Origin of the sequence: Xanthomonas sp. GW (genome assembly GCF_014236815.1) — a bacterium.
GTDB lineage: Bacteria > Pseudomonadota > Gammaproteobacteria > Xanthomonadales > Xanthomonadaceae > Xanthomonas_A.
This window is the reverse complement of sequence record NZ_CP051189.1, coordinates 2,666,554-2,687,920: the sequence shown is the minus strand read 5'-3', so window position 1 is coordinate 2,687,920 and position 21,367 is coordinate 2,666,554. Positions and strand designations below refer to the sequence as shown.

22 protein-coding genes and 1 riboswitch are annotated in these 21,367 nt (G+C 69.6%); of the genes, 6 read left to right on the top strand and 16 right to left on the bottom strand.

Annotation, left to right across the window (positions count from 1 at the left end; translation table 11 throughout):
* Nucleotides 1-8: 8 nt before the first annotated feature.
* The 4 genes from infA to trxB all read right to left on the bottom strand — a co-directional run bounded on the left by infA (nt 9) and on the right by trxB (nt 3,234).
* Nucleotides 9-227 carry a translation initiation factor IF-1 gene (infA, locus tag HEP73_RS11585; RefSeq protein ID WP_004425677.1) on the bottom strand — a complete coding sequence of 73 codons (219 nt, stop codon included), beginning with the start codon at nt 225-227 and terminating at the stop codon, nt 9-11.
* Between the two features lie 94 nt (nt 228-321).
* Nucleotides 322-1,059 carry a leucyl/phenylalanyl-tRNA--protein transferase gene (gene aat, locus HEP73_RS11580; protein WP_185820127.1) on the bottom strand — a complete coding sequence of 246 codons (738 nt, stop codon included), beginning with the start codon at nt 1,057-1,059 and terminating at the stop codon, nt 322-324.
* 30 nt (nt 1,060-1,089) lie between these two features.
* Nucleotides 1,090-2,211 (bottom strand): GNAT family N-acetyltransferase, encoded by a 1,122-nt coding sequence (locus tag HEP73_RS11575; RefSeq protein WP_185820126.1) that lies wholly within the window; start codon nt 2,209-2,211, stop codon nt 1,090-1,092.
* A gap of 54 nt (nt 2,212-2,265) precedes the next feature.
* Entirely contained in the window at nt 2,266-3,234 is a 969-nt protein-coding gene (gene trxB / locus HEP73_RS11570; protein ID WP_185816421.1) for a thioredoxin-disulfide reductase, read from the bottom strand.
* A 296-nt stretch (nt 3,235-3,530) separates the two neighbouring features.
* Between trxB and HEP73_RS11565 the strand changes: the two genes are divergently transcribed.
* From HEP73_RS11565 to lolA, 3 genes are all read left to right on the top strand, one after another.
* Complete coding sequence (locus tag HEP73_RS11565; protein ID WP_185816420.1) at nt 3,531-5,888, top strand: DNA translocase FtsK; 2,358 nt, start codon at nt 3,531-3,533, stop codon at nt 5,886-5,888.
* A 101-nt stretch (nt 5,889-5,989) separates the two neighbouring features.
* Nucleotides 5,990-7,945 (top strand): DUF3857 domain-containing transglutaminase family protein, encoded by a 1,956-nt coding sequence (locus HEP73_RS11560; protein ID WP_255423474.1) that lies wholly within the window; start codon nt 5,990-5,992, stop codon nt 7,943-7,945.
* A gap of 74 nt (nt 7,946-8,019) precedes the next feature.
* Entirely contained in the window at nt 8,020-8,646 is a 627-nt protein-coding gene (lolA, locus tag HEP73_RS11555) for an outer membrane lipoprotein chaperone LolA (RefSeq protein WP_185820125.1), read from the top strand.
* Nucleotides 8,647-8,696: 50 nt separating this feature from the next.
* On the opposite strand, the gene dmeF is transcribed toward lolA, so the two are convergent.
* Entirely contained in the window at nt 8,697-9,773 is a 1,077-nt protein-coding gene (gene dmeF, locus HEP73_RS11550) for a CDF family Co(II)/Ni(II) efflux transporter DmeF (protein WP_185820124.1), read from the bottom strand.
* A gap of 180 nt (nt 9,774-9,953) precedes the next feature.
* Here dmeF and HEP73_RS11545 point away from each other — a divergent pair, with 180 nt between their 5' ends.
* Nucleotides 9,954-11,264: a replication-associated recombination protein A gene (locus HEP73_RS11545; protein WP_185823396.1), complete on the top strand. Its 1,311-nt coding sequence runs from the start codon at nt 9,954-9,956 to the stop codon at nt 11,262-11,264.
* Nucleotide 11,265: 1 nt separating this feature from the next.
* Nucleotides 11,266-11,336: riboswitch (Fluoride riboswitch) on the top strand.
* 111 nt (nt 11,337-11,447) lie between these two features.
* Entirely contained in the window at nt 11,448-11,867 is a 420-nt protein-coding gene (gene crcB / locus HEP73_RS11540) for a fluoride efflux transporter CrcB (protein ID WP_185820123.1), read from the top strand.
* 18 nt (nt 11,868-11,885) lie between these two features.
* Here crcB and HEP73_RS11535 read toward each other — a convergent pair whose 3' ends face one another.
* Genes HEP73_RS11535 through HEP73_RS11525 form a run of 3 tightly spaced genes read right to left on the bottom strand, consistent with a single transcriptional unit; the run spans nt 11,886 to nt 14,178 of the window.
* On the bottom strand, nt 11,886-12,218 hold the full coding sequence (locus tag HEP73_RS11535) for a DUF3325 domain-containing protein (protein ID WP_185820122.1): 333 nt from the start codon (nt 12,216-12,218) through the stop codon (nt 11,886-11,888).
* Nucleotides 12,215-13,834: a PepSY-associated TM helix domain-containing protein gene (locus tag HEP73_RS11530; protein ID WP_185820121.1), complete on the bottom strand. Its 1,620-nt coding sequence runs from the start codon at nt 13,832-13,834 to the stop codon at nt 12,215-12,217. Before HEP73_RS11530 ends, HEP73_RS11535 begins: the two co-directional genes overlap by 4 nt.
* A complete protein-coding gene (locus HEP73_RS11525; protein WP_255423473.1) occupies nt 13,831-14,178 on the bottom strand; it encodes a DUF3649 domain-containing protein in 348 nt (115 codons plus the stop codon). Before HEP73_RS11525 ends, HEP73_RS11530 begins: the two co-directional genes overlap by 4 nt.
* A gap of 445 nt (nt 14,179-14,623) precedes the next feature.
* Between HEP73_RS11525 and HEP73_RS11520 the strand changes: the two genes are divergently transcribed.
* A complete protein-coding gene (locus HEP73_RS11520) occupies nt 14,624-14,983 on the top strand; it encodes a response regulator (protein WP_185820120.1) in 360 nt (119 codons plus the stop codon).
* 106 nt (nt 14,984-15,089) lie between these two features.
* Here the strand turns inward: HEP73_RS11520 and HEP73_RS11515 are convergent, their stop codons facing one another.
* The 8 genes from HEP73_RS11515 to HEP73_RS11480 form a co-directional block, all read right to left on the bottom strand.
* Nucleotides 15,090-16,067, bottom strand: coding sequence for a retroviral-like aspartic protease family protein (locus HEP73_RS11515; RefSeq protein WP_185820119.1), 978 nt, complete (start codon nt 16,065-16,067; stop codon nt 15,090-15,092).
* A 105-nt stretch (nt 16,068-16,172) separates the two neighbouring features.
* Nucleotides 16,173-16,829 (bottom strand): tetratricopeptide repeat protein, encoded by a 657-nt coding sequence (locus HEP73_RS11510; protein WP_185820118.1) that lies wholly within the window; start codon nt 16,827-16,829, stop codon nt 16,173-16,175.
* Nucleotides 16,823-17,308, bottom strand: coding sequence for a cytochrome c-type biogenesis protein (locus HEP73_RS11505; RefSeq protein WP_185820117.1), 486 nt, complete (start codon nt 17,306-17,308; stop codon nt 16,823-16,825). The genes HEP73_RS11510 and HEP73_RS11505 overlap by 7 nt, the downstream gene beginning before the upstream one ends.
* Nucleotides 17,305-17,847 (bottom strand): DsbE family thiol:disulfide interchange protein, encoded by a 543-nt coding sequence (locus HEP73_RS11500; protein WP_185820116.1) that lies wholly within the window; start codon nt 17,845-17,847, stop codon nt 17,305-17,307. Before HEP73_RS11500 ends, HEP73_RS11505 begins: the two co-directional genes overlap by 4 nt.
* Nucleotides 17,844-19,829 carry a heme lyase CcmF/NrfE family subunit gene (locus tag HEP73_RS11495; protein ID WP_185820115.1) on the bottom strand — a complete coding sequence of 662 codons (1,986 nt, stop codon included), beginning with the start codon at nt 19,827-19,829 and terminating at the stop codon, nt 17,844-17,846. Before HEP73_RS11495 ends, HEP73_RS11500 begins: the two co-directional genes overlap by 4 nt.
* Nucleotides 19,830-19,887: 58 nt before the next feature.
* Nucleotides 19,888-20,364: a cytochrome c maturation protein CcmE gene (gene ccmE / locus HEP73_RS11490; protein WP_185820114.1), complete on the bottom strand. Its 477-nt coding sequence runs from the start codon at nt 20,362-20,364 to the stop codon at nt 19,888-19,890.
* Nucleotides 20,348-20,563 (bottom strand): heme exporter protein CcmD, encoded by a 216-nt coding sequence (gene ccmD, locus HEP73_RS11485; RefSeq protein WP_185820113.1) that lies wholly within the window; start codon nt 20,561-20,563, stop codon nt 20,348-20,350. Before ccmD ends, ccmE begins: the two co-directional genes overlap by 17 nt.
* Complete coding sequence (locus HEP73_RS11480) at nt 20,560-21,360, bottom strand: heme ABC transporter permease (RefSeq protein WP_185820112.1); 801 nt, start codon at nt 21,358-21,360, stop codon at nt 20,560-20,562. Before HEP73_RS11480 ends, ccmD begins: the two co-directional genes overlap by 4 nt.
* Nucleotides 21,361-21,367: the final 7 nt, after the last annotated feature.

Sequence of the window (21,367 nt, the reverse complement as noted above, 5' to 3'; positions counted from 1 at the left end):
CGAGGCGGTCACTTCATGCGGTAGGTGATACGGCCCTTGGTCAGGTCGTACGGGGTCATCTCGACCTTCACCCGGTCGCCGGTCAGGATGCGGATGTAGTTCTTGCGCATGCGTCCGGAGATGTGGGCGATGATCTCGTGCCCGTTTTCCAGCTTGACCCGGAAGGTGGTATTGGGCAACGTCTCGCTGACGGTGCCTTCGAATTCGATGGAGTCGTCTTTCGACATGTATTCCTGTGCGATTTCGCGTGCGGCCAAAGGCCTTAAGAGCGGGGATTTTACTCGCCTCGGCCGCCGCATGCAAAGTTTGCGTTAACCCCGCTCAGGGCAAGGCCAGTTCCGCGGCTGCCAGTTCGCCGAAATGCGGCGTCCACGGGCCAGGTGGAGCGGGCTTGGCCACCAGCGTGGCGACCGCGTCGAGGAACGCCGCGCGCGGCCAGCGCTGCGCGCCGAGGCTCAGCAGGTGGTCGTTCTCGACCTGGGCATCGATCAGCGGCCAGCCCCAGCCATGCAGGCGCCTGGCCAATGTCGCCAGCGCCACCTTGGAACCGCCGCTGCGCGCACTGAACATGCTTTCGCCGAAGAACATGCGTCCGCGCGCCACGCCATAGATGCCGCCGACCAGTTCTTCGCCGTCGAACACCTCCACCGAGTGCGCGTGCCCGGCGCGATGCAGGGCGACATAGGCGGCGCTCATCTCGGCGGTTATCCAGGTCCCGTCCTGGCCGCGGCGCGGTGCCTGCGCGCAGGCGGCGATCACCTGCGCGAACGCGGTGTCGGCGCGCACCCGCCACGGCGAGTGGCGCAGCGAGCGGCGGAAGCGCGACGACAGCCGCACCGCGTCGCTGCGGAACACGGTGCGCGGGTCCGGGCTCCACCACATGATCGGATCGCCGTCCGAGTACCAGGGGAAGATGCCGTGCGCGTAGGCATTGAGCAGGCGTGTCGCGGTCAGGTCGCCGCCGATCGCAAGTAGCCCTTCCGGTTCGCGCAGCGCGCTCGCCGCGGGCGGGAACGGGGCGGCCGGATCGGTGGCAAGCAGGGCAGGGAGACGGCGCATCGACGCAGCGTAGCCGATCGGGTAGCCGGTTCAGTCCTGGCGGAACGGCGAGTGCCGCAGCAGGGCCGCCGCATGCTGGCGCACCGCGGCCGCTTCCTCTGCGCACCAGTCGGCCAGCGGCGCGCGGAAGCCGGGGTCGGCGATCCAGTGGCGGCTGCGCACCAGCCGCGGCAGGAAGCCGCGTGCGATCTTGTGCTCGCCCTGCGCGCCGGGTTCGAAGCGGGTCAGGCCTTCGCGCAGGCAGTAGTCGATGCCCTGGTAATAGCAGGTCTCGAAGTGCAGGCCGGGCAGGGTGTCGCCGCCCCAGTAACGGCCGTACAAGGTGTCACCGCCGCGCAGGCACAGCGCTCCGGCCACCGGCGTTTCATCTAGTGTAGCTAGGAATATCAGAAAGTTACGAGGCATTTCTCGCGCAAGATGCGAGAAGAACTCCAGCGTCAGCGCCGGCGAATTGCCGTAATCGTCGAAGGTACGCAGGTAGAAGCCGTACATCGCCTGCAGGTCGGCGGCGCTGGCCTCGTCGCCGTGCACGACGCGGAAGCCGATGCCGGCGCGTTGCACCTTGGCCCGCTCCTGGCGAATGTTCTTGCGCCGCTTGTGGTCCATCGCCGCCAGATAGGCATCGAAATCGGTCCAGCCGGCCTCGTTGTGCCACTGGTACTGCACGTCGCAGCGCGCCAGCCAGTCGTCGCCGAACGCGACGTCATCGTCCGCGCTGTGGAAGTTCACGTGCGCCGAGGACAGGCCGCTGGCTTCGGTCAGCGCCTGCATCGCGGCCAGCAGCGCCTGGCGCCCGGCGCTGTCGCGCGCCAGCAGGCGCGGCCCGGTCACCGGCGAATACGGCACCGCGCACAGCCATTTCGGGAAGTAGTCCTGGCCGTAGCGCGCATAGGCATGCGCCCAGGCATGGTCGAACACGAATTCGCCATGCGAGTTGGTCTTCAGGTAGCCCGGCGCGGCGGCAACCAGCGTGTCGCCGTCCCACAGGGTCAGATGCAGCGGATTCCAGCCCCAGTCCGGCCGCAGGCAGCCGTGCCGTTCAAGGCCGGCCAGGAACGCGTGCGCGACGAACGGGTTGCGGCCGTCGTGCAGGGCGTCCCAGTCGGCGGCGGCGACCTCGTCGAGCCGGTGCAGCCAGCGCACGCCGCTCATGCCCGCCTGCGCTTGTGCGTTGCGGACGGCATCAGCGGGCGTGTGGCTGCGCGCTCAGGCACCCTTGTCCAGATAGCGCTCGGCATCCAGCGCGGCCATGCAGCCGAAGCCGGCCGAGGTGATCGCCTGGCGGTAGTGCTGGTCGGCGACGTCGCCGGCGGCGAACACGCCCGGCACCGAGGTCTCGGTGGCCGCGCCGCCGAGGCCGGAGCGGATCTCCAGGTAGCCGTTGTTCATCGCCAGCTGGCCGTCGAACAACTGCGTGTTCGGGTGGTGGCCGATAGCCACGAAGAACCCGTGCGCTTCGATCTCGCGGGTGCTGCCGTCCTGGGTGGACTTGACCCGCACCCCGGTGACGCCGGCCTCGTTGCCCAGCACTTCGTCGATGGCGTGGTGCCAGACGGTCTCGATCTTGCCCGCCGCGACCTTGGCGAACAGCTTGTCCTGCATGATCTTCTCGGCGCGCAAGGTGTCGCGGCGGTGCACCAGATAGACCTTGCGGGCGATGTTGGACAGATACAGCGCCTCTTCCACCGCGGTGTTGCCGCCGCCGACCACGACCACGTCCTGGTCCTTGTAGAAGAAGCCGTCGCAGGTGGCGCAGGCGGACACGCCGCGCCCCTTGAACGCCTCTTCCGAGGGGATGCCCAGGTACTTGGCGGTGGCGCCGGTGGCGATGACCAGCGCGTCGCAGGTGTACTCGGCGCTGTCGCCGCTGAGCTTGAACGGGCGCTGCGACAGGTCGGCGGTATGGATGTGGTCGAAGATCACCTCGGTGTCGAAGCGCTCGGCATGCGCCTGCATCCGCGACATCAGATCAGGCCCCTGCAGGCCATGGGCATCGCCGGGCCAATTGTCGACCTCGGTGGTGGTCATCAGCTGGCCGCCCTGCTGCAGGCCGGTGATGACCACCGGCTTGAGATTGGCGCGCGCGGCGTAGACCGCGGCGGTCCAGCCGGCCGGGCCCGAACCCAGGATCAGCAGGCGGGAATGCTTGGCGGAATTGGCGACAGAAGAGCTCATGTATACTCGCGAAGAGGTGGAAATGGCGGCGGATTCGCGGCATTGCGCGGCTTCCGGCTTAGTCGCATAGAGTGGCGGCCGGCCTGGGATGAATCAAGCCGCGTGGCGAGAACGCTGCGGCCTGCGCTCAGCGTGCCGCCTTGCGCACGCCGCGTGTCCATGCCGCCGCGTCGCGGCAGGAGCGGGCCCTGGACGCTTCAGGCTTCGCCTGCCGATCCGGTGCCGACTGCTGAAATGCCAATCCGATTCGTTTATTATCAAACACTAACGGTGTATTTCTAAGGTCTGGTCATAGCGTGGCGAAGCAGGTTCCGGAACGCGGCAAATCCCAGGGCGCCAACGCGGCCGCACGCAAGCAGGCCGCCGCGGCCAATCCGCGCCGGCAGAAGCTGTGGCGCGACCTGGCGCTGATCGCGATCGCGCCGCTGCTGCTGTACCTGCTGGCCAGCCTGGCCACCTATTCGGCGACCGATCCCGGCTGGTCGCATACCGGCAGCGTCATCGCGCCGGTGCACAACATGGGCGGCAAGTTCGGCGCCTGGATCGCCGACGTGCTGCTGCAACTGTTCGGCTACGTGGCGTTCCTGCTGCCGGTGGTGATCGGCGCGGTGTCCTGGATCGCGCTGTTCGGCATGGACAGCGATGGCGACGGCGAGGCCGACCTGGGCCCGGCGCTGCGCCTGGTCGGCATCGTCGGCTTCCTGATCGCCGGTACCGGGTTGCTGCACCTGCGCCTGTTCAGCGGCGACGTGGCCGGTGCTGGCGGCATCCTCGGCAAGCTGGTCGGCAGCTCGCTGACCGCCGGCTTTGGCGCGCTGGGCAGCAACCTGTTCGTGCTGGTGCTGCTGCTGGTGTCGATCACCCTGGCCACCGGCCTGTCCTGGTTCGCGGTGATGGAGCGCATCGGCCGCGCGGTGATGACCCTGCCGACGCTGGCGCGGCGCGGCAGCCAGCAAGCCAACGAATGGCAGCAGACCCGCGCCATGCGCGAGGAACGCGAGGAAGTGCGCAAGGTCGACGCGGTGCAGCGCGCCAAGCGCGAGCCGGTCAAGATCGAGCCGCCGCCGGCGCCGGTGGTGGAGAAGAGCGAGCGGGCCAAGCGCGAGCAGCAGATCCCGCTGTTCCACGGTACCGGCGGCGACCAGTCCGGCATCCCGCCGCTGGCCCTGCTCGACGATCCCAAGCCGCAGACCAAGGGCTATTCCGAGGAAACCCTGGAAACCCTGTCGCGGCAGATCGAGTTCAAGCTGAAGGACTTCCGCATCGAGGCGCAGGTGGTCGGCGCCTATCCGGGCCCGGTGATCACCCGCTTCGAGATCGAGCCGGCGCCGGGCGTGAAGGTCAGCCAGATCAGTTCGCTGGACAAGGACATCGCGCGCGGCCTGTCGGTGAAGTCGGTGCGCGTGGTCGACGTGATCCCGGGCAAGTCGGTGGTCGGCCTGGAGATCCCCAACGTCAGCCGCGAGATGATCTATCTGAGCGAGCTGCTGCGCTCCAAGGAATACGACAAGTCGGCCAGCCCGCTGACCCTGGCGCTGGGCAAGGACATCGCCGGCCGCCCGACCGTGGCCGACCTGGCGCGCATGCCGCACCTGCTGGTCGCCGGCACCACCGGCTCGGGCAAGTCGGTGGCGGTCAACGCCATGGTGCTGAGCCTGCTGTACAAGGCCTCGGCCAAGGAACTGCGGATGCTGATGATCGACCCGAAGATGCTCGAGCTGAGCGTCTACCAGGGCATCCCGCACCTGCTGGCGCCGGTGGTCACCGACATGAAGGAAGCCGCCAACGGCCTGCGCTGGTGCGTGGCGGAGATGGAACGCCGCTACAAGCTGATGAGCACGGTCGGGGTGCGCAACTTGGCCGGCTTCAACAAGAAGGTCAAGGACGCGCAGGACGCCGGGCAGCCGATGATGGATCCGCTGTTCAAGCCCAACCCGGACCTGGCCGAGGCGCCGCGGCCGCTGGACACGCTGCCGTTCATCGTCATCTTCATCGACGAATTCGCCGACATGATGATGATCGTCGGCAAGAAGGTCGAAGAGCTGATCGCGCGCCTGGCGCAGAAGGCGCGCGCGGCCGGCATCCACCTGATCCTGGCCACCCAGCGCCCGTCGGTGGACGTGATCACCGGCCTGATCAAGGCCAACATCCCGACCCGCATCGCGTTCCAGGTGAGTTCCAAGATCGACTCGCGCACCATCCTCGACCAATCCGGCGCCGAGACCCTGCTCGGCCACGGCGACATGCTGTACCTGCCGCCGGGCACGGCGATGCCCGACCGCGTGCACGGCGCCTTCGTCAGCGACGAGGAAGTGCATCGCGTGGTCGAGCACCTCAAGGCCAGCGGCCCGGCCGACTACATCGAGGGCGTGCTGGACGAGGTGCAGACCATGGGCGACGGCACCGTGGTCGGCGCCACCGGCCTGCCGGAGAGCAGCGGCGGCGGCGGGGACGAATCCGATCCGCTGTACGACGAAGCCTTGCGGATCGTCACCGAGACCCGCCGCGCGTCGATCTCCGGCGTGCAGCGGCGGCTGAAGATCGGCTACAACCGCGCCGCGCGGCTGATCGAGGCGATGGAAGCGGCCGGCGTGGTCAGCCCGCCCGAACACAACGGCGACCGCAGCGTGCTGGCGCCGCCGCCGCCGAAGTGAGACGCGCGACGCGGCCCGCATCCCGGCTCACGGCCACCGGGGCCGTCCGGCGCAGCGCCGCATGCGATGCTGGCGGCCGTTCCCGCCCGCTGCCGTTGCCGATGTCCCGAACCGCCTGCACCCTGCGCCTGTTGCTGTGCGCTTTCCTGGCCGTGGCCGGGTCCGCTGCCGCCGCGCCGCCGCCAGCTGCCGCCGCGGCGGCCAGCCCGGCCAGCCCGGCCGCGGCCACGCCCGAAGTCGCCAACAACTACAGCTACGTGCGCTACCGCGCCGACTACGAGGTGCGCGACGACGCCAGCAGCGTGGAGACCGACGAGTACGAGCTGCTGCTGAAGACCAAGGCCGGCGTGGACAAGTTCAGCCAGGTGCGGCTGAGCTACAGCGAGAAGCTGGAGACGCTGGAGGTGCTGGCGGCCTATGCGATCACCCCGGACGGGCTGCGCCATGACGTGCCGGCCGACAAGATCTACACCCAGGAAAGCTATTCGAGCGCCTCGGCGGCGATGTACGCCGACCGCAAGGTCAAGGTGGTGGTGTTCCCCAACCTGATGCCGGGCACGCGCCTGGTGTACCGGGTGCGCCGCACCCAGACGGTGCCGTATTTCCCCGGCTACTTCAGCCTGTGGGAGACCTTCAGCGTGTTCTCCCAGTACGACGACGCCACGGTGACCCTGGTCGCGCCGCGGCGCATGCCGATGCACGTGTACACGCGCGGCGTGGACGGCGTCGACACGCCGAAGATCGACGGCGCGCAGGCGCGCTGGGAATGGCGCTACCAGCGCCGCGAGCCGATGAAGAGCCAGAACTGGGCGGCGGCGACCTGGGAATTCAGCCCGACCATCATGGCCAGCAGCTTCCGCCGCTGGTCGCAGATGGGCGAGGCCTACCAGCGCAGCAGCGGCGTGGCCGCGCAGGTCACGCCGAAAGTGCGCGCCCGCGCCGAGCAGATCACCGCCGGCATCGGCGAGCGCCGTGCGCAGGCCGCCGCGCTGTACGAATGGGTGGCGCGCAACATCCGCTACGTGGCGGTGTACCTGGGCAATGGCGGACTGGAGCCGAACAGCGCCGACAGCATCCTCGACAACCACTACGGCGACTGCAAGGACCACACCGTGGTGCTGGAGGCGCTGCTGGCGGCCAAGGGCATCGCCAGCACGCCGGTGCTGATCGGCGCCGAAGGCGGGCCGACCCTGCCCGAGGTGCCGGTGCTCGGCCGCTTCAACCACGCCATCACCTATCTGCCCGAGTTCAAGCTGTACGTGGACTCGACCAATCCCTACGCGCGCTTCGGCCAGTTGCCGGCCGGCGATCTCGGCGTGCCGGTGCTGCACACCGTGGACGGCAGCCTGGCGCGGACTCCGGCCAACGACGCGCGGGTGAACCTGTACCAGGCCGAGGCCGACTACCGCTTCGCCGCCGACGGCAGCCTGAGCGGTACCACCAGGCTGGACAGCGGCCAGATCGGCGAGATCGGCCTGCGCACCATGTTCGTGCAGCTCAACACGCAGAACCGCACCCGCATCGAGGAATCGATCCTGGCCGCGTCCGGCTTCGACGGCAGCGGCGAACTGGAGCTGCAGGGCGCGCCGCAGGACCTGAGCCGACCGTTCGGCTACGCCTATAAGTTCCGCGCCAGCGACTACGTCGACTTCGGCGTGGTCGGCGGCATGACCCTGCCGCAGATGCCCGGCGCCGATTCGGTGCGCGGGGTCTATGCGACCACCTCGGCCGAGCGCAACCTGACCCCGTTCTACTGCAACGACAACGCGCGCAGCGAGACCTACCGGCTGACCTTCCCGGACAGCGTGCCGATCATCGCCATTCCGGCCGACACCCGTTTCCGCAACGCCGCCGGCGAATACGCCGCGACCTGGGTGCGCGACGGGCAGACCGTGGTCGCCACGCACACGCTGCACCGGCGCGCGGTGCATGGCCCGGAGGCGCTGTGCCAGCCGCAGGACTACGCCGCGTTTCGCGAGCTGTACCAGCAGGTGCGGCGCGGCTTCCGCAGCCAGATCCTGTACGGCGACCTTGGCCGCATGCAGACCGGACACTGATCGCCTCACCGTCTGATCGCCTATTCAGCTTGTTCGCGGCACACTTCCCACACTCCATCCGGAACTCCATCCGCATGCTTCGCACACTCCGCTATACCGTCCTCGCCAGCGCGCTGCTGGCCGGCAGCGCCTTCGCCGGCGCGCGCGACGACCTGAACACCTTCACCCGCGGGCTCAAGGGCCTGGACGGCCAGTTCGCGCAGAAGGTCTACGACGGCAAGGGCGCGCTGAAGGAAACCGCCAGCGGTCGCGTCGCGCTGTCGGCGCCGCGCCTGTTCCGCTGGGAATACCGCAAGCCCTATACGCAGCTGATCGTCGCCGACGGCGCCAAGGTCTGGGTCTACGATCCGGACCTGAAGCAGGCCACGGTGCGCACTCAGGGCGCGGAGGAGCAGAACAGCCCGCTGACCGCGCTGATCGACCCGGGCAAGCTGGACCGCCAGTACGACGTCAGCGAGGAAGCGGTGGCCCGCGACGGCCTGCAGTGGCTGTCGATGACGCCGAAGGTGGACACCGAGGCCAGCTTCCAGATCGCCAAGCTCGGCTTCGATGGCGGCGGCCTGGCGCGGATGGAGGTGGTGGATGCGGTCGGTCAGCGCACCGAGATCAGCTTCAGCGGCTGGAAGCGCAACCCGGCCTTCGCCGCGGGCACCTTCCGCTACGTGCCGGACAAGGACGTGGACGTGGTCGGCGACCGCTGAGGCGCCGAACGTCGGCCGCGGCCACGCCGGGCCGGCTCAGCCGGGCCGGCTCAATCAGGGCAGGTCTGCACTTCGATGCTGACGTGCCCCAGCGTCGCCACGCCTTCCAGGCGCGCGTGGTAGAACGCCGCCGGCCGCGGCCGGTGGGTCACCAGCGACACGATCGCCGCATGCTGGCCGGGGCCGATCCGCCACACGTGCAGGTCGGCGATGCGCTCGTCGTCCTGTTCCAGGCGTTGCCGGATCTGCGCCTGCAACGCGGCCGGCGCCGACGCGTCGAGCAGCACCGCGCCGGTATCGCGCAGCAAGCCCAGCGACCAGCGCGCGATGACGATGGCGCCGACGATGCCCATCAGCGCGTCCATCCAAAGCCAGCCCAGGGTCTTGGCCAGCAGCAGGGCCACGATCGCCAGCACCGAGGTCAGCGCGTCGGCCAGCATGTGCACGTAGGCCGAGCGCAGGTTGTTGTCGGTATGCGCGTGCGCGGCGTGGTCCGCGGCGGTATGCGTGCGCTCGGGCGCGAGGGCATGGACATGAGCGTGCCCGTGGGCATGATCGTCGTGGTCGTGGTCGTGGTCGTGGTGTGCGCGGTGCTGCACGGCTGTTGCGTGACCGTGGCTGGAATCGCCATGCGCGTGCCCATGGCCATGGTCGTGACCATGGTGATGGTCGGCACCGAGCATCCACGCGCTGACCAGGTTCACCAGCAGGCCCAGGGAGGCGATCCAGATCGCCTCGTCGTAGGCGATCCGCACCGGCTGCGCCAGGCGCAGCGCCGACTCCACGCCGATGCCGAGCGCGATCAGAGCCAGGATCAGCGCGCTGCAGAACCCGGCCAGGTCGCCGACCTTGCCGGTGCCGAAGCTGAAGCGCGGATCGTGCCGGTGGCGGCGCGCGAACCAGTAGGCGAAGCCGGCGATCGACAGCGCCCCGGCGTGGGTGGCCATGTGCATGCCGTCGGCGAGCAGCGCCATCGAGCCGGTCCACCAGCCGGCGACGATCTCCACCAGCATCATCGCCGCGGTCAGCGCGACCACCGCCCATGTCCGGCGCGCGTTGCGCTCGTGGCGATCGCCGAGGAAGTCGTGCGCGTGGGTGAAGGCGTCCAGCGTGCGGTGGTGGCTCATCGGGACACTCGCAGGGCAGGGGAACGCAACGGATTGTAGCGGCAGCGCGGCGCCGATCTGCGCTGCCGGCGCCACCGGCAACGCGCGGCCTGCACACGCCGGCGATAGAATGCGCAGGTGGCCAAGCGCAGACTCCTCGCCCCCGATACCCCCGACCTGCTGAGCGTCGATCGCGATGCGATGCGCCCGTTGGCCGAGCGCATGCGCCCGCGCACGCTCGACGAGATGGTCGGGCAGAAACGCCTGCTGGCGCCGGCCAGCGCACTGCGCCGCGCGGTCGAGTCCGGGCGCGTGCATTCGATGATCCTGTGGGGGCCGCCGGGCTGCGGCAAGACCACCCTGGCGCTGCTGCTGGCGCATTACGCCGAGGCCGAATTCAAGGCGATCTCGGCGGTGCTGTCCGGCCTGCCGGAGGTGCGGCTGGTGCTGGCCGAAGCCGCGCAGCGCTTCGCCGACGGGCGCCGCACGGTGTTGTTCGTGGACGAGGTGCACCGTTTCAACAAGGCGCAGCAGGACGCGTTCCTGCCGCACATCGAGCGCGGCACCATCCTGTTCGTCGGCGCCACCACCGAGAACCCGTCGTTCGAGCTGAACTCGGCGCTGCTGTCGCGCTGCCGCGTGCACGTGCTGGAATCGGTGTCGCCGCAGGACATCGTCGAGGCGCTGCAGCGTGCGCTGCACGACAGCGAGCGCGGCCTGGGCGAGGAGGCGATCCGGGTCTCGGACGCGGCGCTGCTGGAGATCGCCAGCGCCGCCGACGGCGACGTGCGGCGTGCGCTGACCCTGCTGGAGATCGCCGCCGAGCTGGCGCAGGGCGAGGACGGCGAGATCACCCCGCAGACCCTGCTGCAGGTGCTGGCCGACCGCACCCGCCGCTTCGACAAGGGCGGCGAGCAGTTCTACGACCAGATCTCGGCGCTGCACAAGTCGGTGCGCAGCTCCAACCCGGATGCGGCACTGTACTGGCTGACGCGCATGCTCGACGGCGGCTGCGATCCGGCCTACCTGGCGCGGCGCCTGACCCGCATGGCGATCGAGGACATCGGCCTGGCCGATCCGCGCGCCCAGCAGATGGCGCTGGAAGCCTGGGACATCTACGAGCGGCTGGGCAGCCCGGAAGGCGAGCTGGCCTTCGCGCAACTGGTGCTGTACCTGGCCAGCACCGCCAAGTCCAACGCCGGCTACGCCGCGTTCAACCAGGCAAAGGCCGAAGTGCGCGAGAGCGGCACCGAGGAAGTGCCGCTGCATCTGCGCAACGCGCCGACCAAGCTGATGAAGAACCTCGGCTACGGCGAGCATTACCAGTACGACCACGACGCCGAGGGCGGCATCGCCCTGGACCAGACCGGGTTTCCGGATGCGATGGGCGAGCGCGTGTACTACCGGCCGGTGGAGCGCGGCCTGGAGATCAAGCTCAAGGACAAGCTCGACCGGCTGCGCGCCGCGCGCGAACAGGCGCGGGCTGACAAGGCCAAGCCGACGCGCTCATAATCGGCAGCAAGGAGATGGCATTCCTCCTCGAACCGCCCGCAGTCCCTGCGCGCTGATGATGCCTGCCCAACCCCCGCCGGGGCGGCAGGCTTGCGCCCCGGCATCGCCCGATCTGGAGACCACGATGCCGCACTTCGTTTTCGTTTTTCCACGCCGCCGCGCCGCCGTGCAGCGGGGCCGCGCATGAACTTCGCCGTGTGGTGGCAGCAGTTGCTGCTGGCGATGGCCGGTGGTGCGGTCGGCTCCGGACTGCGCTTCGCCGTCGGCAGCGCCTTGTTGCAGCGCTATGGCGCCGGTTTCCCGTGGGGCACGCTGACGGTGAACCTGGTCGGCGCGTTCTTAGGCGGTTTCCTGCTGGTCTGGATCGAAGGCAAGGGCGCCAGCGCGCCGTACTGGCGTGCGTTGCTGATCGTCGGCCTGCTCGGAGGGCTGACCACGTTCTCCTCGCTGATGATGGAAAGCCTGGTGTTCCTGCGCAACGGGCGCGGCGGCATGGTGCCGCTGTACCTGGCGATCACCCTGGCGGCGGGCCTGCTGCTGGTGATCGGCGGCGCCCGCGTGGCGACCGAACTGCGACCGCCGGCAGCCAGTGCCGGCAAGTGAGTGCATTGGCCGCGCGTGCTAGGACAGCAGCGCGGCCGCCAGCCCCAACGGCGGCGCGGCCAGCGCCAGCGGCACGATGGCGCGCGGCCGGTATGGCAGCAGGCCGTAGGTCAGCAGCGCGGCGCTGGCGCTGAGCGTGCCCAGCCACAGCACCGCGCCGATGGTCCAGCCCCGCGCTGTCACGCAGCAGGCGAACGCCGCGGCCAGCAGCAGCCAGCCGGCGACGCGCAGCTGGCGCATCCGCGCCGGCGCGGCGCGCTGCGCGCCGTACAGTTCCAGCTGGTGTTTCTCCATCGCCAGGCACAGCGCGACGAAGCCGGAAAAGGCCAGGCCCAGGCCGAGCAGGTTCATGGCGTCTCCAGCGCCGCGCTGGACACGGGCTGCGCCGCCGCGCGTTCGCGTGCGCGGCGTTCGGCCGCCGACAGCGGCGGTTGCCAGCGCTGCATGCGCCGTGCGGCCAGCGCCAGCACGCAGCCCAATGCGAAGCACACCAGATCCACTCCGGCCAGCGCCCAATCCCGCGCCGGGAGGCTATTGCCCAGATGCGCGTCGCTGGTCGCTACGTTGAGCAGCGGCAGCAGCGCGAACAGGGTGGCGCCCAGATACAGCTGCCAGGCCCACATCGCGCGCTTCGGCCAGGCGAAGGCGGCGAGCAGCGCCGCGGCCCAGGCCAGGAAGAATGCCGCCGCTTCCTGCTCCGGGCGCTCGGCCACCTGCACCGGAATCAGCCGGTTGCCCCAGAAGTAGGCGGCGAAGGCGATCGGCAAGCCGGCCACCGTGCCGATGTTCAGCGCATCGACCAGGCGCAGGCCGACGCTGATCCGGCCGGCCTTGGCGTGCTTGGGCCGTTCCTTGACCGCCCACAGGATCACGCCGCTGGCCACCATCAGGCAGCCGAGCAGGCCGGAACCGAAGAACAGCCAGCGCAACCCCGATTCGGCGAAGTGCGCCAGGTGCAGGCCGTACAGCGTGCTGCGGGTCTGCGCGGCCGCGCCGGAGCTGCCGCTGCGCGCCAGGACCTGTCCGCTGCCGGCATCCAGCAGCAGCGACGGCGGATCGTAGGCCAGGCGCCGGCCCTCGCCCTGGCGGATTTCGATCACCGCCGCGGCATCGCCCGGGTTGTACAGCGAGAACCCGAAGATCGGCGCCTGCGCGCCCCATTCGGCGCGGACCACGTCCAGCAGGCGCGCGATCGGCAGGCGCGTGCCCGGCCGGCCGCTGGCTTCGCGGGGATTGGCCGGCTGCGAAAAGGCTTCGGCGTAGAACGCGTCTTCCGCATTCGGATAGGCGACCTTGATGCCCCACGGCAGGTACATCAGCATCAGCGTGACCAGCCCGGTATAGGTGATCATCGCGTGGTAGGGCAGGGCCAGCACCGCGCTGACGTTGTGGAAGTCCAGCCACGAGCGCTGGCCCTTGGCCGGGCGGAAGGTGAAGAAGTCCTTGAAGATCTTCTTGTGGGTGATGACCCCGCTGATGATCGCCACCAGCATGAACATCGCGCAGAAGCCGACGATGTAGCGCGCCCACATCACCGGGATGTAGTGCAGATCGAAATGCAGGCGATAGAAGAACTCGCCGCCGCGGGTGTCGCGCGCGGCGCTGGGCTGGCCGCTGAGCGGATCCAGCAGCGCGTCGCCGAACATCTGCTTGCGGCTCTGGGCGCTGCCGTCGGCCGGCGGCGGATTGCGCCAGAACAGTTGCGTGAACGAGGAGCGCGCGCCTGGCAGCGACACCGTCCATTGCGGCGACTGCGGCGCTTCGCGCTCCAGCAGCGCGACCGCGCGCGCGGCGACGGCATCCGTGCTCAGCGAAGCGCGCGGCAATTCCGGGCGCATCCAGCGGCTGATCTCGTCGCGGAAATAGCTGGCGGTGCCGGCCATGAAGATCAGCAGCAGCACCCAGCCGACCAGCAGCCCGGTCCAGGTGTGCAGCCAGGCCATCGACTGGCGGAATCCCTGCTTCATGGCGCGTGCCGCTGCAGCCAGGCGATGGCCAGGGCCATCGGCGCCAGCAGCGCGACGATCCCCAGCCAGGCGCGGGTGGCGCTGCGCGTGGCGAACGCCCACAACGCGGTGCAGGCGCAGACCAGGATGCCCAGCATCATGCCGCTCAGCACCGCCTGCGCGCGCAGCGCCGGCCACAGCAGCGGCAGCAGCGCGGAGGTCGCCGCGGCCAGCGCATAGCCGCCGAAGATCGCCGCCAGGGTGCGCGACAGCACACCCAGCCAGGGCGGCAATGGACGCCGCGACGCAGCCGGCGTGCGCGAGGCGTGGGGATCGGGCAGGGGGGCGGGAGGAACTGGATGCATGGAAGCCTGTCGGGAAAAGGCACCGGCTTGGCATCGGGCTAGGCGGGAGCGTGGCGGCGATGAATCGTGCCGAGCACGTTAATGATACGCATTCCTATCTTTGCTGCGCAATGCTCCGGTAGTGCGTGTAGCGACCGCAGTGTCGGCCAGGAAGCTCGCCACCGATCGGCGGCGACGGTGGTCAAATATTCCTGCCGTACCTGGTGCCGTGGTCGCGTTAGCAGACGTGGCAGTCCAGGCCACGGCGCCGCGAGGCAAATGACGGCCTCGTGGCAAGTTCTGGCGCTGAAATCCTTCGCGGACTGCTGGCACCATGGGCCAAGCGAACGATGTGGAGCGCAAGGGAGGGCGGCCATTGCCGCGTTCCCGTCACGACGCAGCCCCGCACCGGATGCGCCCGATGGCCGGTGGATGCCGGCGACAGACCACTGCGGAGACGCGATAGATGAAGATTCTGATCGTCGACGATTACCGAACGATGCGCCGTGTCATCCAGAACCTGTTGAACCGGCTCGGCTACGACGACGTGGCCGAGGCCGCCGACGGCGCGTCGGCCCTGACTACGTTGCGTGCGGACAAGGTCGGCCTGGTCCTGTGCGACTGGAACATGCAGCCGATGACCGGCTTGCAGCTCCTGCACGAGATCCGCAAGGACCGTGCGATAGCCGGCACGCCTTTCATCATGGTACTCGCCAACGACAGGCGGGACGACATCACCGCGCTCAAGGAGGCGGGGGCGAGTGGCTACCTCTTGAAGCCCTTCAGTACCGATTCGCTGCAAGCCAAGATCAACGCCGTGCTCTGACCGGTTTTCGGCGATTGGCCGATGCGCTAGCGTTGCGACACGTCACGGCGGAGGTGGGATTGGGCTGTTTGTGAAAGATCGATCGAGAGCGTGGCCTGAGCGGGAATCAGCGGCTGCCTGACGTGGCAACACAGCTTGACGGGCCAATCCATACCCGGCGCGCACTGTAATCGAGCGTGATACGCATGGCCTGGAGCATGTCCACGCCGATGTTGAACGCGTGCCCGTCGGAGTACCCCGCGTCGTCGAACACCGGCAGGTCGACCACGCGCGCCACGACGTTGCGCTGGGTCGATCCCGGAAAGCTCACTGTGCCGATCGGGCCGATACGCGAAGGGATGGGCGTCTGGACGGCGCCACGCGCGGGCGGTCCGTCGCGGAACGCTGCCGAACCGGGATCGATCTGCGCGGCGTTGGCGAAGGTGGTGTTGATCATCGACGAGCGGGCGCCGCTGTCGAGCGTCGCCACGCCGGCCACGCCGTTGACCGTGACCGGTAGCGTCAATTGCTTGCCGTTTTTGATCGACCCCGCCTCGATCAGGGTCGCGCTGTGTCCGGCGAGCCGTGCCGCATTCTTGCCGCGCGGCAGCAGCGAGACGGTCTGGCACCCGGTATCCATCACCGTGATGCGGTCCATCAGCAGATCGGCGCCGACGATTCCCGCGATCTTCACGCCGTCGGTCCGGTCGGGAATGGTGTCCACGTCGAGATGATGGATCGCCCTGCCGTCGAGGGAGAGCGACTCTACCCGCGTCGTCGTCTCCTCCACGTCTCCGGTCGCGCCGCTGATGGTTGCGATCTTGCCGGAGGGGAGATGCTGTTCCGACGCGAACCAGGCATAGACCGCGCTGGTGTCGGCGCCGGTGTCGAGCATGAACTCGTAGGGTCCCTTGCCGTTGACGAACACGGGGACCAGCAGGTGCCCGGTGACGCCCGGCGTCATCGCGACTTCCGCTGTCGCGTCGCGCGGCCAGATGGCGCTCGCGAGCAACGCGATCAGCGCGAGGCCGCATGCGCCGAGCTTGCTTGCCGTCGGCCTGATCCGATAGACGCGGCTGTTCGGGCTTGTCGGGGAAACCAGCATAGGGTGCTCCACAGTGCGGTTCGCATTCTCGTTGAAAGGCGAAGGGTAGCGCGGGCGGCATCTGGATGCCGAGACCGCGCGACAGATCGCGCAAGCAATGGCGCTTCAGCGCGTTGCGGCGGGCGCAGGCGTGGGCGTCGCGGCCATCGCTTCGGCGGCGGCGATTTTCTGCGCCACCGCGTCGCGCAGCGGGGAAGCCTCGGGCAGCAGGCCTTGCAGGTGTCGCCAGTGCGCCGCGGCGCTGGCGTAGCGGCGCTGCTGGAATTCGCCGATACCGAGCATCCACAGGGCGCGCTGGTTGTCCGGTTGCTGCGCGAGCACGCGCTCGAGCATGCCGTGCGCGGTCGTGCCGACGGCGAAATCGGCTTGCTCGGCCATGTCCGCCTCGACCCAGCCGAGCAGCGCGTCGCTGTTGTCCGGATCGATCCGCAGCGCCTGCGCGTAGGCGTCGCGCGCTTCGGCACTGCGTTTCGCCTGCACTGCCGCCGCGGCCTGGTCCAACCATTGCTGCAGCACTCGCTGCGTCACCCCCGGGTCGGGCGCCGCTGCGGCCTGCACGGGCACGCCGGCAAGTGCGGCCGGATCGCCGACCAGCAGATACAGGCCGGCGCTCGCCAGCGGCAGCACCACGGCCAACAGCGTCGCGGCGCCAAGCCGCAGCGTGCGCGCGCCCGGACGCCGGCGCAGCAGCGGCCGCAGCAAAGCGCCCAGCGCGATGCCGAGCATCAGCACGGCGGCGATGCAGAAGCCGGCGGTCACCATTGTTCTTCCGGCTCCTGTTCCGGCGGCGCGTGCGCTGCGGCGGCGGCTCGGCGCCGCAGCGTGGCCACGACCATGGCCGCGCCGCCGAGCAGGAACAGCAGCGGACCGAACCACAGCAGCCAGGTCGCCGGCGCCAGCGGCGGGTCGTAGAGCACGAACTGCGAATAGCGATCGACCATGTACTGCTTGATCTGCGCATCGCTGCGGCCGGCCTGCAACTGCGCGAACACCTGGTGGCGCAGGTCGCGCGCCAGCGTGGCGTTGGAGTCGGCCAGGTTCTCGTTCTGGCAGACCAGGCAGCGCAATTGCGCGGTCAGGCGCTGGAAGCGCAGTTCCTGCTGCCGGTCCTGGAACGGCAGCGGATCCACCGCCTGCGCCGCCGCCGGCACCGCATGCGCGAGCAGCAGCAAGACCAGCAACGCCAGCCACGATCTGGTCCATGGCCGGCCGCGTAGCGTCAGTGCAAAGGGCACGTTCATCGCTGCGCTCCGTCCAGCGCGGCGATCGCCGGGCGCAGTTCTTCGGCGATCACCGCCGGGGTCAACACGCCGACATGCTTGTAGCGGATCACGCCCTGGGCATCGATCAGGAAGGTTTCCGGGGCGCCGTAGACGCCGAAGTCGATCGCGCGCTGTCCGTCCTCATCGACCACCACCAGTGCATAAGGATTGCCGCGCTGTGCGAGCCAGGCACGCGCGTCTTGCGGGTCGTCCTTGTAGGCGTAGCCGATCAGTGCGATGCCGAGGTCGTTGGCGTGCGCCAGCAGCACAGGATGCTCCTCGCCGCAGGCCAGGCACCAGCTGCCGAACACGTTGAGCAGGTACGGGCTGCCGCGCAATTCGGCGCTGCCGGCACGTTGCGCGGGATCGTCCAGGCGCGGCAGCGAGAACGCCGGCGCCGGCTTGCCGATCAGCGGCGAGGGCACCTCGCGCGGGTCGTGCGCGCGACTCCAGTAGATGCCGAAACCGAACAACGCGGCCAGCAGCACGAAGCCGAGCAGGGGCAGCAGCCGGCTCATGGCGATACGCCCGCTGCTGCTGGGACCGCAGGCGCGGCCAGGCCCGATTCGTGCGCGAGCGCATGCGGCGCACGCAGCCGGCGCGCGCAGGCGCTGACGAAGCCGCCGAGCATCATCAGCAGGCCGCCCAGCCAGATCCAGCGGATGAAGGGTTTGTAGTACAGGCGCAGGGTCCAGGCGTTCTCGATGTGCTGGTCGTCCATCGGCTCGCCCAGCGCGACGTACAGGTCGCGGGTGACGCCGGCATCGATCGCCGCCTCGGTCTGGATCCGCTCGCTGGAATACAGGCGTTTCTGCGGATGCAACACCGCCACCGCCGTGCCATCGCGGCTCACCGTCAGCGTGCCTTGCTCGGCCTTCCAGTTGGGGCCGTCGATCATGCGCACGCCGTCGAAGCGGAACGCATAGCCGCCGATCTGTTCGCTCTGCCCCGGCGCCAGGCGCACATCGCGCTCGATCGACAGGCTTTCCGACAGCAGCACGCCGGCCACGAATACCGCCACGCCGGCATGGGCCAGCAGCATGCCGGCCAGCTCCGCGGGGAAGCGGCGGCCGCGCGGCGCTTCGCGCAGGCGCTTGTAGGCATACAGCGCGGTGCCGACGCCGATCCAGGTGGCGGCGGCGACGCCGGCCACGGCGCGGGCCGAGCCGTCGGTCAGCACGAAGGCGACCAGGGCGCAGGCCAGTGCGGCCAGCATCGCGCGCACGGCCACCGCCTGCAGCGCGCCGGGTTCGGTCCGGCCCCAGCGCAGGTACGGGCCGAACGGCAGCAGCAGCACCACCGGCAGCATCAGCAGCGGGAACAGCAGGCCGAAGTAGGGCGGGCCGACCGAGACCTTGCCCAAGCGCAGTGCATCGCCGAGCAGCGGGAACAGCGTGCCCAGCAGCACCATCGCCGCGGCCACGGTCAGCATCAGGTTGCCGACCAGGATCGCGGTTTCCCGCGACAGGGCGGCGAACGGCTTGCCGGCAGCCAGCCGCGGCGCGCGCAGCGCGTACAGCAGCAACGCACCGCCGACCGCCACGATCAGGAAGCCGAGGATGTACAGGCCGCGGCGCGGGTCGGCAGCGAAGGCGTGCACCGAGGTCAGCACGCCCGAGCGCACCAGGAAAGTACCGAGCAGCGACAGCGAGAACGCCAGGATCGACAACAGCAGGGTCCAGGCACCCAGCGCGCCGCGTTTCTCGGTGACCGCCTGGGTGTGGATCAGCGCCGCGCCGACCAGCCACGGCATGAAGCTGGCGTTCTCCACCGGATCCCAGAACCACCATCCGCCCCAGCCCAGTTCGGCATACGCCCACCAGCTGCCGGCGACGATGCCGGCGGTGAGGAAGCCCCACGCGACATTGGTCCACCGCCGCGCCCAGCGCACCCAGGCCTGCTGCTGTTCGCCGCCGAGCAGGGCGGCGATGGCGAAGGCGAAGGCCACCGAGAAACCGACGTAGCCGGTGTAGAGCACCGGCGGGTGGAACACCATGCCCGGGTCCTGCAGCACCGGGTTGAGTTCGTTGCCGTCCAGCGGCATCGGCGACAGCCGCGCGAACGGGTTGGAGGTGAACAGCACGAACGCCAGGAAGCCGGCAGCGATCAGGCCGAGCACGCCGAGCACACGCGCGGCGAACGCCTCCGGCAGGTGCCGGCTGCTGCGCGCCAGCAGCAGCGTCCACAGATTGAGGATGGCGATCCACAGCAGCAGCGAGCCTTCGTGCGCGCCCCACACCGCGGCCAGCCGGTAGTACCAGGGCTGCGCCAAGTTGGCGTTGGCGGCCACGTAGCGCACCGAGAAATCCAGGCGCAGCAGCGCATAGGCGAGCAGGGCGAAGGCCAGCCAGGCGAACAGCGCTTGCGCGCAAGCCGCAGGCCGCGCCACCGCCATCAACGCGCGATCGCCGCGCCAGGCGCCGAGCAGCGGCAGCACACCCTGCGCCAGCGCCAGCAACAGGGCCAGGATCAACGCGAGCTGGGCAAGTTCGGCGGTCATCGAGGCAGGGCGATCGAACGCGGCCAGCGCAGCGCGGTGCGGCAGGTCAGCATCCGCGTCATGGCGTGGCGGACGTGGCGGCCGACGCGGAGACCGCCGCCGCGGTGCGCCCCTCATGGGCCTGCGCCATCGCGTCCTTCAGTTCCTGCGGCATGTAGGTCTCGTCGTGCTTGGCCAGCACCTCGGTGGCGACGAAACCGGCGCCATGCAGCGAACCGGTGGCGATCACCGCCTGGTTGTCGCGGAACAGGTCGGGCAGGATCCCGGTGTAGGCGACCGCGGTGGCGCCGGACTTGTCGATCACGGTGAAGTCCACCCGCAGCGAATCGGCGCTGCGCCGGATCGAGCCGGCCTTGACCATGCCGCCGAGGCGGAACACGCGGTAGCCGTCGGCCTGGCCGGCCTGCACCTGGCTCGGCGTGAACAGGTAGCTGATGTTGTGCTGCAGGGCCAGCACGAACAGGCCGGTGGCGAGCGCGGCGGCGCCCAGCACCAACAGCACGACCAGCAGGCGGCGCTTACGGGTGGGATTCATGGTCGATACCTGGCAAGCGGGAAGAGGCGCCACGCTGGCGCCGCGCCTGTTCGCGCAGCAACTGCGCACGCGTCTCGGCGAGCAGGCGCCGCTGCCGCCAGCGCGGCAGCAGCGTGTCCAGCAGCAGCATCAGCAGGAACAGCGCGTAGGCGCTCCACACGTAGGCGGCGTAGCCGCCCATCGCCCAGAAGCCGCTCATGCCGCGCGCTCCGCCGCCACGCGCACTTCCGGCAGCGGCGCCGGCGCATGTGCGGCCAGCGCGAGCGCACGCACCCAGCCCTTGCCGCGCTCCAGCGCCAGCAGGTCGGTGCGCATGCGCCCGAGCAGGCTAGCCAGGTAGTAGCACTTGCTCGCCAGCACCGCGGTCAGCAGCGGCCACAGCATCGCCAGCGGCATCTTCGACGGGCCGAGTACGCGCACCGTGGAGCCCTGGTGCAGGGTGTTCCACCAGACCACGGAGAAATGCACGATCGGCAGGTTGATCAGCCCGACCAGCGCCAGCAGCGCGGCGGCACGCGCGCCCTGGCGCGGATCCTCGATCGCGCGGTACAGGCCGATCACGCCCAGGTACAGGAACAGCAGCACCAGTTCCGAGGTCAGCCGCGCGTCCCAGGTCCACCACGTGCCCCACATCGGCTTGCCCCACAGCGAACCGGTGCACAGGGTGATGAAGGTGAACGCGGCGCCGATCGAGGCGGAGGCCATGCATGCCACTTCCGCCAGTTTCAGCCGCCAGACCAGGGCGACGAAGCCGGCCGCGCCCATCGCGCCATAGACGAACAGGCTCATCCAGGCGCTGGGCACGTGGATGAAGATGATCCGGTAGGCGTCGTGCTGCTGGTAGTCCGGCGGCGCCAGCACCAGGCCGCCGTAGAACGCCACCGCGCCGAGCAGCAGCGCCGCGCCCAGCGCCCACGGCCGGATCGCGCCGGCGACGCGGTAGAACGTCGGCGGCGAGGCCAGACGATGCATCCAGTGCGGAATCCACTTGGCCATGCGCAAC